Origin of the sequence: Geobacillus sp., from assembly GCF_017515625.1 — a bacterium.
In the GTDB taxonomy this organism is placed as follows: domain Bacteria; phylum Bacillota; class Bacilli; order Bacillales; family Anoxybacillaceae; genus Geobacillus; species Geobacillus stearothermophilus.
This window is the reverse complement of the sequence record NZ_JAFWFM010000118.1, coordinates 1-13,061: the sequence shown is the minus strand read 5'-3', so window position 1 is coordinate 13,061 and position 13,061 is coordinate 1. Positions and strand designations below refer to the sequence as shown.

The 13,061-nt window shown below is 56.9% G+C and carries 15 protein-coding genes and 1 pseudogene; all 16 read left to right on the top strand.

Annotated elements, in window-relative coordinates:
- Positions 1–154 precede the first annotated feature (154 nt).
- On the top strand, positions 155–427 hold the full coding sequence (locus IKE44_RS07310; RefSeq protein WP_008879623.1) for an HU family DNA-binding protein: 273 nt from the start codon (positions 155–157) through the stop codon (positions 425–427).
- A gap of 132 nt (positions 428–559) precedes the next feature.
- Complete coding sequence (gene folE, locus IKE44_RS07305) at positions 560–1,126, top strand: GTP cyclohydrolase I FolE (RefSeq protein WP_033013996.1); 567 nt, start codon at positions 560–562, stop codon at positions 1,124–1,126.
- A 13-nt stretch (positions 1,127–1,139) separates the two neighbouring features.
- A complete protein-coding gene (gene mtrB / locus IKE44_RS07300) occupies positions 1,140–1,364 on the top strand; it encodes a trp RNA-binding attenuation protein MtrB (RefSeq protein ID WP_033013997.1) in 225 nt (74 codons plus the stop codon).
- A gap of 61 nt (positions 1,365–1,425) precedes the next feature.
- Complete coding sequence (locus tag IKE44_RS07295) at positions 1,426–2,256, top strand: heptaprenyl diphosphate synthase component 1 (RefSeq protein ID WP_049624818.1); 831 nt, start codon at positions 1,426–1,428, stop codon at positions 2,254–2,256.
- 4 nt (positions 2,257–2,260) lie between these two features.
- Positions 2,261–2,965: a demethylmenaquinone methyltransferase gene (gene menG / locus IKE44_RS07290; RefSeq protein WP_033013998.1), complete on the top strand. Its 705-nt coding sequence runs from the start codon at positions 2,261–2,263 to the stop codon at positions 2,963–2,965.
- Positions 2,966–2,980: 15 nt separating this feature from the next.
- Entirely contained in the window at positions 2,981–3,943 is a 963-nt protein-coding gene (gene hepT / locus IKE44_RS07285; RefSeq protein WP_287465466.1) for a heptaprenyl diphosphate synthase component II, read from the top strand.
- 98 nt (positions 3,944–4,041) lie between these two features.
- Positions 4,042–4,491 carry a nucleoside-diphosphate kinase gene (ndk, locus tag IKE44_RS07280; RefSeq protein WP_033013999.1) on the top strand — a complete coding sequence of 150 codons (450 nt, stop codon included), beginning with the start codon at positions 4,042–4,044 and terminating at the stop codon, positions 4,489–4,491.
- Between the two features lie 72 nt (positions 4,492–4,563).
- Entirely contained in the window at positions 4,564–5,334 is a 771-nt protein-coding gene (locus IKE44_RS07275; protein ID WP_287465464.1) for a CheR family methyltransferase, read from the top strand.
- 100 nt (positions 5,335–5,434) lie between these two features.
- A complete protein-coding gene (aroC, locus tag IKE44_RS07270) occupies positions 5,435–6,601 on the top strand; it encodes a chorismate synthase (protein WP_033014001.1) in 1,167 nt (388 codons plus the stop codon).
- Positions 6,602–6,603: 2 nt separating this feature from the next.
- Complete coding sequence (gene aroB, locus IKE44_RS07265; protein ID WP_033014002.1) at positions 6,604–7,704, top strand: 3-dehydroquinate synthase; 1,101 nt, start codon at positions 6,604–6,606, stop codon at positions 7,702–7,704.
- On the top strand, positions 7,701–8,081 hold the full coding sequence (gene aroH / locus IKE44_RS07260) for a chorismate mutase (RefSeq protein WP_033010070.1): 381 nt from the start codon (positions 7,701–7,703) through the stop codon (positions 8,079–8,081). The genes aroB and aroH overlap by 4 nt, the downstream gene beginning before the upstream one ends.
- Positions 8,082–8,311: 230 nt before the next feature.
- Positions 8,312–9,838 carry an anthranilate synthase component I gene (gene trpE / locus IKE44_RS07255; protein WP_049624820.1) on the top strand — a complete coding sequence of 509 codons (1,527 nt, stop codon included), beginning with the start codon at positions 8,312–8,314 and terminating at the stop codon, positions 9,836–9,838.
- Entirely contained in the window at positions 9,832–10,851 is a 1,020-nt protein-coding gene (gene trpD / locus IKE44_RS07250) for an anthranilate phosphoribosyltransferase (protein ID WP_049624821.1), read from the top strand. Before trpE ends, trpD begins: the two co-directional genes overlap by 7 nt.
- Positions 10,844–11,620: an indole-3-glycerol phosphate synthase TrpC gene (gene trpC, locus IKE44_RS07245; protein WP_049624822.1), complete on the top strand. Its 777-nt coding sequence runs from the start codon at positions 10,844–10,846 to the stop codon at positions 11,618–11,620. The genes trpD and trpC overlap by 8 nt, the downstream gene beginning before the upstream one ends.
- Positions 11,607–12,230, top strand: a pseudogene (locus tag IKE44_RS07240) (phosphoribosylanthranilate isomerase); the annotation flags it as partial. The gene trpC and the pseudogene IKE44_RS07240, both read left to right, overlap by 14 nt.
- A 109-nt stretch (positions 12,231–12,339) precedes the next feature.
- Positions 12,340–13,061: tryptophan synthase subunit beta (locus IKE44_RS07235; RefSeq protein ID WP_287465460.1), on the top strand; the 722-nt coding region annotated here is incomplete at its 3' end.

Below are 13,061 nucleotides of genomic sequence, written 5' to 3'. Positions count from 1 at the left end.
GAACGAAGGCAGAATCATTGGCTGCACCGGTGCGACGCCTTTCATGCGCCGGCCTTTTCGCCGCCGAAGCCGTCAACGTCTATGTATAGAAAAGCAGAAAAGTGTGCACAAATGGTAGTAAACAAGAACAGCTCCTTGGGAGGAGGTGAATGACATGAACAAGACGGAATTGATCAACGCGGTAGCCGAAACAAGCGGTCTTTCCAAAAAAGATGCAACAAAAGCCGTTGATGCGGTATTTGACTCGATTACAGAAGCGTTGCGAAAAGGCGATAAAGTGCAATTAATCGGCTTTGGGAACTTTGAAGTGCGCGAGCGCGCTGCCCGGAAAGGACGCAACCCGCAAACGGGCGAAGAAATGGAAATTCCGGCGAGCAAAGTTCCTGCATTCAAACCGGGTAAAGCGTTAAAAGATGCCGTAAAATAAGCCTACATAGCTGAGGCAGGAGCTAGGAGGAAAGGGCTGGTGTTGCACCGCCCTTCTTTTTTGTTTTTTTTTGCTCTCTATGTTAGAATCGGATTACATGCAGTTTTTCTAATGCAGGAGGATGTTGTTTGCATGCCGGAGATCAATTTTGCGCAAATTGAATATGCAGTCCGCTTGATTTTGGAAGCGATTGGGGAAGACCCAAACCGTGAGGGGCTTGTCGACACGCCGAAACGAGTGGCGAAAATGTACGCCGAGGTGTTCGCCGGACTGCACGAAGACCCCAAGGAGCATTTTCAAACCGTATTCAGCGAGGAACATGAGGAGCTTGTGCTCGTTAAAGATATTCCGTTTTACTCGATGTGCGAGCACCATTTAGTGCCGTTTTTCGGCGTTGCCCACGTCGCCTACATCCCACGGGAAGGAAAAGTAACCGGGCTAAGCAAGCTCGCCCGGGCGGTCGAAGCGGTGGCGCGCCGCCCGCAGCTACAGGAGCGCATTACGGCGACAGTCGCCGATTCGATCGTCGAAGCGCTCGAACCGCACGGGGTGATGGTCGTCGTCGAGGCGGAACATATGTGCATGACGATGCGCGGCGTGAAAAAGCCGGGGGCGAAAACGGTGACAACGGCAGTGCGCGGCGTGTTTGAAACGGATGTTGCCGCCCGTTCGGAAGTGCTTTCGCTCATTAAAGCATAAGGAGGGGGAAAGGATGTATACGAACAGCGACTTTGTTGTCATTAAAGCGCTTGAAGACGGAGTGAACGTCATTGGATTGACGCGCGGGGCGGATACACGGTTCCATCACTCGGAAAAGCTCGATAAAGGCGAAGTGTTGATCGCCCAGTTTACAGAGCACACGTCGGCGATTAAAGTGAGAGGCAAGGCGTATATTCAAACGCGCCATGGCGTCATTGAGTCGGAAGGGAAAAAGTAAGTTGGCAAATGTCTAGCAAACTAGAGCGTTTTCGACAAAATTATGTTATAATGAGTCCGTTATGGTGGTGCGGATATTTTCGGGGACAAGGGTGGTTCATGTGGATGACATCACGGTGAAATTGGCGTCATTGAAAGAACAAATTGAGCAGCTGCTCCATCACCCATATTTGCGCGAGCATTTGCCGGCGCCGGCGATCGATGAAGATCGCCTGCTGCTCTCGCTGTCAATGCTCGATGGCGCTTCAACGGCGCCGAGTGAGGCGGAGCGGTGCATCATCGCCATGATGCTCATGCAGATCGCCCTTGATACCCACGATGAGGTGACAGATGACGGCGGCGACTTGCGGGCGCGGCAGCTTGTCGTCCTGGCCGGCGACTTGTACAGCGGGCTGTACTATGAGTTGTTGGCGCGTTCGGGCGAAACGGCGCTCATCCGCTCGTTCGCCGAGGCGGTCCGCGATATTAACGAGCAAAAAGTGCGGCTTTACGAAAAAAAAGTAGAGCGGATCGAGTCGTTGTTTGCGGCGGTCGGCACGATCGAATCGGCGTTGCTTGTCAAGCTCGCCGACCGCATGGCGGCGCCGCAGTGGGGGCAGTTTGCCTATTCGTATTTGCTGATGCGGCGTCTGCTGCTCGAGCAGGAAGCGTTCATCCGCACGGGAGCTTCGGTGCTCTTTGAGCAAATGGCGCAAATCGCGTTCCCGCGCGCGAAAACGTTGACGAAAGAGCAAAAGCGGCATTTGCTCCGCTTTTGCCGCCGCTATATCGACGGCTGCCGGGAGGCGCTGTTTGCGGCGAAACTGCCGGTCAACGGCCTGCTGCAGCTCCGCGTGGCCGAGCTTTCCGGCGGGTTTCAAGCCATCGCCAAAAAGACGGTGGAAGAAGGGTAGAACGATGCATCAATCGAAAGAAGAGCGAGTCCATCGCGTATTTGAAAACATTTCTGCGCATTATGACCGGATGAACTCCGTCATCAGCTTCCGCCGCCACTTGAAGTGGCGCAAAGACGTGATGCGGCGGATGAATGTGCAAAAAGGCAAAAAAGCGCTCGATGTGTGCTGTGGGACGGCTGACTGGACGATCGCCTTGGCGGAGGCGGTCGGTCCGGAAGGGAAAGTGTACGGCCTTGATTTCAGCGAAAACATGCTGAAAGTCGGCGAACAGAAGGTAAAAGCGCGCGGGTTGCATAATGTGAAGCTCATTCACGGCAATGCGATGCAGCTGCCGTTTCCTGACAATTCGTTCGATTATGTGACGATCGGCTTCGGTTTGCGCAACGTCCCTGACTATATGACCGTGCTTAAGGAAATGCACCGGGTGACGAAGCCGGGCGGCATAACCGTCTGCCTGGAAACGTCGCAGCCGACGCTGTTCGGGTTTCGCCAGCTTTACTATTTTTACTTCCGGTTTATTATGCCGCTATTTGGCAAGCTGCTGGCGAAAAGCTATGAGGAGTACTCGTGGCTGCAGGAATCGGCGCGCGAGTTTCCGGGGCGGGACGAGCTGGCCGAGATGTTCCGCGCCGCCGGTTTTGTCGATGTCGAGGTCAAACCGTACACGTTTGGCGTGGCGGCGATGCACTTGGGCTATAAACGGTGAGTTAAGGTGAACAACATGAAGTTAAAGGCGATGTATTCGTTTTTAAGCGATGATTTAGCGGCGGTCGAAGAGGAGCTTGAGCGGGCGGTTCAGTCGGAATACGGGCCGCTTGGGGAAGCGGCGCTCCATCTGTTGCAGGCGGGCGGAAAGCGGATCCGTCCCGTTTTTGTCTTGCTTGCCGCCCGCTTCGGCCAATATGACCTTGAGCGGATGAAGCATGTTGCCGTTGCGCTCGAGCTCATTCATATGGCTTCGCTCGTCCACGACGATGTGATCGACGACGCCGATTTGCGCCGCGGCCGGCCGACGATCAAGGCGAAATGGAGCAACCGGTTCGCCATGTACACAGGGGATTATTTGTTTGCCCGCTCGCTCGAACGGATGGCGGAGCTCGGCAACCCGCGCGCCCATCAAGTGTTGGCGAAAACGATCGTGGAAGTGTGCCGCGGGGAAATTGAGCAAATTAAAGACAAGTACCGGTTTGATCAGCCGCTGCGCACGTATTTGCGGCGCATCCGTCGGAAAACGGCGCTGCTCATCGCCGCGAGCTGCCAGCTTGGCGCCCTCGCTGCCGGCGCGCCGGAGCCGATTGTGAAGCGGCTGTACTGGTTCGGCCATTATGTCGGCATGTCGTTTCAAATTACCGACGACATTCTCGATTTCACTGGGACGGAGGAACAGCTCGGCAAACCGGCCGGAAGCGACTTGCTACAAGGAAACGTCACCCTTCCTGTGCTGTATGCCTTGAGCGATGAGCGGGTGAAGGCGGCCATTGCAGCTGTCGGTCCGGAAACGGACGTTGCGGAAATGGCGGCGGTCATTTCCGCCATTAAGCGGACGGACGCCATTGAGCGGTCGTATGCGTTAAGCGACCGTTACCTTGACAAGGCGCTTCACCTTCTTGACGGACTGCCGATGAATGAGGCGCGCGGCCTGTTGCGCGACCTCGCCCTTTACATCGGGGAAAGGGATTATTAACGCTTTCAAGGACGTTGTTGCTAATGGCGCGAAACAATGATACTATGGTGGTTGGGAATCCGTTTCCTAGTACATACGACAGTAGGGGGGGAGAATGAATGGCAGAACGGACATTTTTAATGGTAAAGCCAGACGGGGTTCAGCGCAATTTGATCGGCGAAATTGTTTCGCGCTTTGAGAAAAAAGGCTTCCAGCTTGTTGGCGCGAAGCTGATGCAAGTGTCGCGCGAGCTGGCTGAGCAGCACTATGCCGAACATAAAGAGCGTCCGTTTTTCGGCGAGCTTGTCGACTTTATTACATCCGGACCGGTGTTTGCGATGGTGTGGGAGGGCGAAAATGTAATCGCCGCCGCCCGGCAAATGATGGGGAAAACGAACCCGCAGGAAGCCGCACCGGGCACGATTCGCGGCGACTTCGGCTTGACGGTCGGCAAAAACGTCATTCACGGCTCCGATTCGCCGCAAAGCGCGGAACGCGAGATCAACCTGTTTTTCAAAGAAGAAGAGCTTCTCAACTATACAAAATTGTTGAACGAATGGCTCTATTAACAAAAAGACCGGCCGCCCATCGGCCGGTTTTTGCCGTTTTTGTACATTGACAGGAGAGAGGAACAGGGGAAGATGGACGATTATGCGCAATTCATTGCTAAAGTGAAGCGAAAAACCGGCATTGACTTATCGCTATATAAGGAAGCCCAGATGAGGCGGCGTTTGGCGTCGTTGTACATGAAAAAAGGGCTAAAGAGCTTTGCCGAGCTGTTTGCAGCGATGGAAAAAGACTTGTCGCTCTGGCATGAATGTCTTGATCGGATGACGATCAACGTGTCCGAGTTTTATCGCAACGCCAAACGATGGGAGGTGCTTGAACGCGTCATTTTGCCGCGGCTGTTGACGAAACATCCGCGCCCGAACGTGTGGAGCGCCGCCTGCTCAACCGGCGAGGAGCCGTACACGCTCGCGATGGTGCTCGCAAAACGATTGCCGCTTCACCGCGTGTCGGTGTTGGCGACCGACATTGATGATAATGCGCTCGCCCGCGCGCGCCTCGGCTTGTACAGCGAACGGTCGCTTGTAGAGTTGCCCGAGGAAATGAGAAAAAAGTTTTTTACGAAAAAAGGCGAGTATTATAAAATAGACGAAAGGCTGAAACAAACGGTCAAGTTTCAAAAGCACAACTTGCTCGCGGATCCGTTTCCGCGCAACATGGATTTGATCGTTTGCCGCAACGTGCTCATTTATTTCACTGAAGAGGCGAAGCGGATGCTGTATCGGAAATTTCATGATGCGCTCCGGCCCGGGGGCGTGCTGTTTGTGGGGAGCACGGAGCAAATTTTTAACCCGTCCTTATACGGTTTCGAAGTCGAGGAGACGTTTTTTTATCGGAGAAAATAGCGGGTGCCGCGCTCTTTTTTTTACAGAAACTATTTTCATTTTTCAAATTTATGATATATTTTTACATAAACGCGTTAAAGAGCTGAAGGGAGAGACAAACATGCGCTACTTGACAGCAGGGGAGTCGCACGGGCCGCAATTGACGGCGATTTTGGAAGGAGTGCCGGCTGGGCTTGAGCTGCGCGCCGAGCATATCAACAAGGAGCTGGCGCGCCGGCAAAAAGGGTATGGGCGCGGGCGGCGCATGCAAATCGAAAAGGACGTGGTGAATATCACCGCCGGCGTCCGGCACGGGAAAACGCTCGGCTCGCCGATTGCGCTGGTTGTGGAAAACCGTGATTTTAAACATTGGCAAACGATTATGGCCGTTGAACCGATCGATGATGAAACGGAGATCAAACGAAAAGTGACGCGTCCGCGCCCGGGTCATGCCGATTTAAACGGCGCCCTGAAATACGGACATCGCGATATGCGCAATGTGCTTGAACGCTCATCGGCAAGGGAAACGACGGTGCGCGTGGCGGCCGGAGCGGTGGCGAAGCGCATTTTGGAGGAAGTGGGCATCCGCGTCGCCGGGCATGTCATCGAAATCGGCGGGGTGCGCGCCGAGAAGCTTGATTACCGCTCCCTGGAGGAATTGCAAAATGTGACAGAAGAGTCGCCGGTGCGCTGTTTTGATCCGGAAGCGGGACAAAAAATGATGGAAGCGATCGATTTGGCAAAGAAAAACGGTGATTCGATCGGCGGCATCGTCGAAGTGATTGTCGAAGGCGTTCCCGCCGGGGTCGGCAGCTACGTTCATTACGACCGGAAGCTCGATGCGAAAATCGCGGCGGCGATCGTCAGCATTAACGCCTTTAAAGGCGTCGAATTCGGGATCGGGTTTGAAGCGGCGCGCCGCCCGGGAAGCGAAGTGCACGACGAAATCATTTGGAGCCCGGAACAAGGCTTTTCGCGCCGGACGAACCGGGCGGGCGGCTTTGAAGGCGGGGTGACGACGGGAATGCCGATCGTCGTGCGCGGTGTAATGAAGCCGATTCCGACGCTGTACAAACCGCTGCAAAGCGTCGACATCGACACGAAAGAACCGTTTGCGGCAAGCATCGAGCGGTCGGACAGCTGCGCTGTGCCGGCGGCGAGCGTCGTCGCCGAAGCGGTCGTCGCCTGGGAAGTGGCGGCGGCGATCGTCAGCCAGTTCGGGCAAGACCGGATCGATTTGATTAAAGAAAACATCGAGCGCGCCCGCCGCTATGCAAAGGAGTTTTAACGATGATCGAACGGACGATTGAAACGGCGACGAAGCAATACCCGCTCCTCTTAGGCGACGGAGCGGTCCGCGCGTTGCCGTGCCTGCTTCGGGCGCTCTCCTGCCCGCCGGGGACGAAGATGTTGATCATCACCGACGATGTGGTGGCGCCTCTTTATTTGGATGAAGTGCGCGCCACGCTTGCCGCTGCCGGTTATGATGTGTATGCCTACATCATTCCAAACGGCGAGGCGGCGAAGTCGTTTGACAACTATTACGCCTGCCAGACGGCGGCTCTTCAGTGCGGCCTTGACCGCCGCTCGCTCATTGTCGCGCTTGGCGGCGGCGTCGTTGGCGATTTGGCCGGATTTGTGGCCGCCACCTATATGCGCGGCATCCGCTACATTCAAATGCCGACGACGCTTTTGGCCCACGACAGCGCCGTCGGCGGCAAAGTCGCCATCAATCATCCGCTTGGCAAAAATATGATCGGCGCTTTCCACCAGCCGGAAGCGGTCGTCTATGATACCGCCTTTTTGCGCACGCTGCCTGAGCGCGAGCTCCGTTCAGGATTTGCCGAGGTGATCAAACATGCGCTCATCCGCGACCGCCGCTTTTACGACTGGCTGCGCGCAGAAATCAAGACGCTCGCCGACTTGCAGGGCGGCAAGCTCGCCTATTGCATTGAAAAGGGCATTGATATTAAGGCGTCCGTCGTGCGTGAAGATGAAAAAGAAACCGGGGTGCGCGCCCATTTGAATTTCGGCCATACGCTCGGCCATGCGCTCGAGAGCGAGCTCGGCTACGGCGTGCTGACCCATGGGGAGGCGGTGGCGGTCGGCATGCTGTTTGCCATCTTGGTCAGCGAGCGGCTTTACGGCCGGTCATTTGCCGAGCACCGCTTTGCCGAATGGTTCGCTGCGTACGGCTTTCCGGTTTCGCTCCCCGACGGGCTGGCGCCTCACCGGTTGCTCGAGAAAATGAAAGGCGACAAAAAGGCGTACGCTGGGACGGTGCGGATGGTTCTTTTGCGTGAAATCGGCGATGTGGAAGTCGTGGAACTCGAAGATGACAAGCTGCTCGCGTGGCTGTGCGAGTTTGCTGGACAGGGGGGAGAGCGATGATCCGCGGCATTCGCGGGGCGATTACAGTGGAGCGAAACGAGGCCGGAGAAATTATAGCGGCAACGGAAACGTTGCTGCGCGAAATGGTCCGCGCCAACGATGTTGCCGCCCATGACGTTTCGTTCGTGCTCATTTCCGTCACTGACGACATCACGGCTGCGTTTCCGGCTCAAGCTTTGCGCCGCCTTGACGGCTGGACGTACGTGCCTGTCATGTGCACGCGAGAAATTCCAGTGCCCGGTTCGCTGCCGCGCTGCATCCGCGTCATGATGACGGTGGAGACAGACAAACGGCAAGATGAGATTTGCCACGTCTATTTAAAGGATGCAGCCATGCTGCGGCCGGATTTGTCGTTGACAAAAAAAACAGAAATGTAATATAGTTAAAATAACTTCTTTGCCCGCCGCCGGCGGGCTGCCAGAAGCCGAGCAAGAGCTGAGAACGAGTGCAGGGTAGATGAGAATGAGCGAGTTTAGCTGAGGTGAGCATTGGTTCCCTTTCGCTTGCATCTGCCCAAAGACGATGGTCTTTGGGCGTTTTCTTTCCCCATTTTCGCCTCATAAACTCTCATTCTCCGCCCGATGAATCAGAAAGGGAGGAGAAAGGGATGTCCATTGATCGGCTAGCCGCTTTTTTAGCGGATGCTCGCCAGTTTCGCACCATCCCGATCATGCGCAAATTTTTAGCCGATGTCATCGAACCGTTGCAAGTGTTTGCCAATTTGCGCGAGGAAGCGGTGTTTCTGCTTGAAAGCAAAGACGACGAATCGCCATGGGCGCGTTATTCGTTTATCGGCGTGGCCCCATTTTTGACGCTTGAGAGCGAGACAGGAGAAACGTTTTTGATCAAAGACGAGAACGGAAATGTCCAAATGACGGCGTCGACGTTGAAAGAAGCGTTTCAAGCGGTCGAGCGGGCGCTTTGCGTTAAGCCGCTCGCCGAAGCGGCGCCGTTTACGGGCGGCGCGGTCGGCTTTTTAGGCTATGATTTCATTTCCGCCATTGAAAAGGTGCCGCGCCATCGTGCCCCCGACCTAGCCATGAAAGCCGGGCATTTTGTGTTTTGCGAGTCGCTGTTCGCTTTTGATCACGAAAAACGCGAGCTGTCTCTCATTCATTATATCCGGTTGAAGGGTCATGAAACGATGCGGGAGAAAATCGCGATATACCGAGCCGCCGAAGAACGCATCGCCGCGCTGGCAGCGAAAGCGTCGCGCCCCCGGGCCGAACAGCCGCTGCTGCCGGCCGAAGACGAGGCCGAGCGGGCCGCCTTGTTCTCGAAAGCGTCGTCCAATTACGAAAAAGAGCAATTTTTGCGTGACGTCGAGGCGGTGAAACAGTATATTGCGGCCGGCGATGTATTTCAGGCGGTGCTGTCGCAGCGGTTCTCCGTCCCGGTGCAAGCGGGTGGGTTCGCCATTTATCGCATCTTGCGCCACATCAACCCGTCGCCGTACATGTTTTATTTTCGGCTTGACGGCATTGAAATTGTCGGTAGTTCGCCGGAAAAGCTCATCCAAGTGCGCAACCGGCGCGCCGAGATCGACCCGATCGCCGGAACAAGGCGGCGCGGACGCTCGCCGGCGGAGGATGAAAAGCTCGCCGACGAGCTGTACCATGACCCGAAAGAGCGGGCGGAGCATTATATGCTCGTCGATTTGGCGCGCAATGACATCGGCCGGGTGGCGAAGTACGGAACGGTCGAGGTGCCGGTGTTGATGGAAATCGGCAAGTTCTCTCATGTGATGCATTTAATTTCCAAAGTCGTCGGCGTGCTTGACGACGACATCCACCCGATCGACGCGCTCTTGGCTGCTTTTCCGGCTGGAACGGTGAGCGGGGCGCCCAAAGTGCGGGCGATGCAAATCTTGCAGGAGCTCGAGCCGACCGCCCGAGGATTGTACGCTGGAGCGATCGCGTACATCGGCTTTGACGGCAGCATTGATTCGTGCATCGCCATCCGGACGGCGGTCATTAAAGACGGTTATGCGTACGTGCAGGCCGGCGCCGGCATTGTCGCCGACTCGGTTCCGGAGCTTGAATGGAAAGAGACGCGCAACAAGGCGAGCGCCCTCATTTACGCCATCGAACAAGCGGAACGATTATTTGCGAAAGGGGAACAGATCGTATGTTAAAGCGGTTGCTTTCCAAATGCGCGGAAGGGGAAACATTGACGGAAGCGGAAGCGTACGAAGCCATGAATGCCGTGATGTCCGGCGAGGCGACGGACAGCCAGATTGCGAGTTTGGTATCCATCTTGCGCGTGCGCGGCGAGACGGTCGATGAGATCGCCGGGTTTGTGCGGGCGATGCGCGATCGGATGACCACGATCGACGCCGGCGATGACGTCATCGACACGTGCGGGACGGGCGGCGACGGGGCGGCGACGTTCAACGTCTCGACAGCGGCGGCCATTGTCGTTTCGTCGCTCGGGGTCAAAGTCGCCAAGCACGGCAATCGCGCCGTTTCCTCGAAAAGCGGAAGCGCCGATGTGCTCGAGCGGCTCGGCATCGACATTCCCGCGTCGCCTGAGGCCGCCAAACAGGCGCTCGAAACAAAAGGGTTGGCGTTTTTGTTCGCCCCCTTGTATCATGCGGCGATGAAATATGCTGCCGGCCCGCGGAAAGAGATCGGGTTTCGCACGATCTTCAATTTGATCGGCCCGCTGGCCAATCCGGCGCGTTGCAAGCGGCAAGTTATCGGCGTCTATTCGACCCGCTACGCCGAGAAGCTGGCGGAAACGATGCGCCGTCTCGGCTCTGAGCACGTGGTGTTTGTCACCGGCCGCGACGGGCTCGATGAGTGCAGCATCGCCGCTGAGACGGATGTTGTGGAACTGAAAGACGGTGACATTCGCCGTTTCGTCCTCACTCCGGAAAGCGTCGGCCTGCGGCGCGGCGGGCTCGCTGACGTGCAAGTGCGCAGTTCGGAGGAAAGCGCCGCACTGCTTGAAGCCGTCATGGACGGCACGGCGCCGGCGAGCGCGATCGATATCACCGCCCTCAACGCCGGCGTTGCGCTGTACGCAGCCGGCAAGGCGGAGACGATCGCCGCTGGGGTGGCGATGGCGAAAGACGCCATTTTGGTCAAAACGGCGTACGAGCAGCTACAGCGCCTGCGCCGAAAGGAAGTGGTCCACGGTGCTTGAGCAAATTTTGGCAACCAAACGGGAAGAACTCGAAACATTGACCATGCCAGAACCGCTGCCGGAGCCGAAGCGCCGGCCGTTCGCCGCGGCGCTCCGGCGGCCGCGGCGGGCGCTCGGTTTGATCGCTGAAGTGAAAAAGGCGTCGCCGTCAAAAGACCTCATTCGCGCCGATTTTGATCCGGCGGCCATCGCCAAAGCATACGAGCGCGCCGGAGCCGATGCGATCAGCGTGTTGACGGATGAACGTTACTTCCAGGGACACCGCAGCTATTTGCGCCTTGTGAAAGAAACGGTGGATATTCCGGTGCTGCGCAAAGATTTCATCATCGACCGCCGGCAAGTGGAAGAAAGCGCCCGGCTCGGGGCTGACGCGATTTTATTGATCGGCGAGGCGCTGGCGCCGGAAACGCTCGAGGCGCTTTACCGCGAGGCGTACGACATCGGGTTGGAATGCCTCGTCGAAGTGCACGCAAAAGAGACGCTCGAGCGGCTGCTTGACCGGTTCACTCCGGAAGTGATCGGCATTAACAACCGCGACTTGCATACGTTTGTGACGGCGCTTGAGGCGACAAAAGCGCTGGCGCCGCTTATTCCGCCGTCATGCGTTATCGTCAGCGAAAGCGGGATCAGCTCTTGGCGCGACGTCGAAACGGTCCGCTCGTACGGGGCGCAGGCGATGCTCGTCGGCGAGTCGCTCATGCGCCAGGCGGACGTCGAGCGGGCTGTCTACCGGCTGTTCGGGGAGGATGGCGGCCATGATCCGGCTTAAATATTGCGGCAACCGCTCCGCCGAAGATGTGCGGGCCGCCTTGGCAAGCGGGGCGGACTACCTCGGGTTTATTTTTGCGGACAGCAAGCGGCGCGTCTCGCCTGCTGAGGTGAAGCGCTGGCTGGCGTCAGCGCCGCTTGGCGGCAAACAGCTCGTCGGGGTGTTTGTCAATGCCGCGGCGGAGCAGATTGCCGCTGTCACTGCTGAATTGCCGCTTCATATCATCCAATGCCATGGCCGCGAGACGCCAAATGAGGTGGCTGCTGTGAAAGAAGTGACACGGCGCGCTGTTTGGAAGGCGATCCATCACGACGATGGAGCGCTTGAGGCGATGAAGCAGTACGCTGGGGTGGCTGATGGCTATGTTGTCGACAGCCGCGTCGCCGGCTTGTGGGGCGGGACCGGCGTCGCGTTCGACTGGGAGGCGGTGCCACGCTATTTGGAAGAAGCGGCGCGCCAAGGCGTGCCCTGCTTCATCGCCGGCGGCGTCACACCGGACAATATTGAGCGACTGCTCCTCTACCGCCCGGATGGCATCGATATCAGCAGCGGCATTGAAACGGACGGGCGCAAAGATCCGAAAAAGATGAAACAGATTGAAGAAAAAATAACATATTGGGCTAAAGAAACAAAGGATGTTTTCGAAACCGCAGCGAACACATGCCCAGACAACGTTGGAGCATGTTTCACGTTTGGAAACAAGAAGGTGGGGATGAGTGATGGAACGCGTTCCGAATGAACATGGGCGGTTTGGCGATTTCGGCGGCAAGTTTATCCCGGAGACGCTCATGCTTCCGCTTGAGGAAATCGAAGCAGAGCTTGACAAAGCGCTGGCGGACGAATCGTTCAAACAAGAATATATCCGCATTTTGCAGCACTACTCCGGGCGGCCGACTCCGCTCACGTTCGCGCCGAATTTGACACGGCAGCTTGGCGGCGCGAAAATGTATTTAAAGCGCGAAGATTTAAACCATACCGGCGCCCATACAATCAACAATGCCATCGGCCAGGCGCTTTTGGCGAAACGGATGGGCAAGAAAAAGCTGATCGCGGAAACCGGCGCCGGCCAACATGGGGTGGCGGCCGCGACCGTGGCGGCCCATTTCGGGATGGACTGCATCGTCTTTATGGGAGAGGAAGACATCAAGCGGCAAGAGTTGAACGTATTTCGCATGAAGCTGCTTGGCGCGGAAGTGGTGCCGGTCTCAAGCGGCAACCGGACGTTGAAAGACGCGACAAACGAGGCGATTCGCTATTGGGTCGCCCATTGCGACGACCATTTTTACATGATCGGCTCGGTGGTCGGCCCGCACCCGTACCCGAAAATGGTGCGCGAGTTTCAACGCATCATTGGCGATGAGGCGAAAGAGCAGTTTCTCGCCTGCGAAGGGAAGCTGCCCGATGTCATCGTCGCTTGCGTTGGCGGCGGCAGCAACGCCAT

Coding starts and splice junctions, on each gene's coding strand:
- IKE44_RS07310 (WP_008879623.1), top strand. CDS start 155: ATGAACAAGACGGAATTGATCAACGCGGTAGCCGAAACAAGCGGTCTT.
- folE (WP_033013996.1), top strand. CDS start 560: ATGCCGGAGATCAATTTTGCGCAAATTGAATATGCAGTCCGCTTGATT.
- mtrB (WP_033013997.1), top strand. CDS start 1,140: ATGTATACGAACAGCGACTTTGTTGTCATTAAAGCGCTTGAAGACGGA.
- IKE44_RS07295 (WP_049624818.1), top strand. CDS start 1,426: ATGGTGGTGCGGATATTTTCGGGGACAAGGGTGGTTCATGTGGATGAC.
- menG (WP_033013998.1), top strand. CDS start 2,261: ATGCATCAATCGAAAGAAGAGCGAGTCCATCGCGTATTTGAAAACATT.
- hepT (WP_287465466.1), top strand. CDS start 2,981: ATGAAGTTAAAGGCGATGTATTCGTTTTTAAGCGATGATTTAGCGGCG.
- ndk (WP_033013999.1), top strand. CDS start 4,042: ATGGCAGAACGGACATTTTTAATGGTAAAGCCAGACGGGGTTCAGCGC.
- IKE44_RS07275 (WP_287465464.1), top strand. CDS start 4,564: ATGGACGATTATGCGCAATTCATTGCTAAAGTGAAGCGAAAAACCGGC.
- aroC (WP_033014001.1), top strand. CDS start 5,435: ATGCGCTACTTGACAGCAGGGGAGTCGCACGGGCCGCAATTGACGGCG.
- aroB (WP_033014002.1), top strand. CDS start 6,604: ATGATCGAACGGACGATTGAAACGGCGACGAAGCAATACCCGCTCCTC.
- aroH (WP_033010070.1), top strand. CDS start 7,701: ATGATCCGCGGCATTCGCGGGGCGATTACAGTGGAGCGAAACGAGGCC.
- trpE (WP_049624820.1), top strand. CDS start 8,312: ATGTCCATTGATCGGCTAGCCGCTTTTTTAGCGGATGCTCGCCAGTTT.
- trpD (WP_049624821.1), top strand. CDS start 9,832: ATGTTAAAGCGGTTGCTTTCCAAATGCGCGGAAGGGGAAACATTGACG.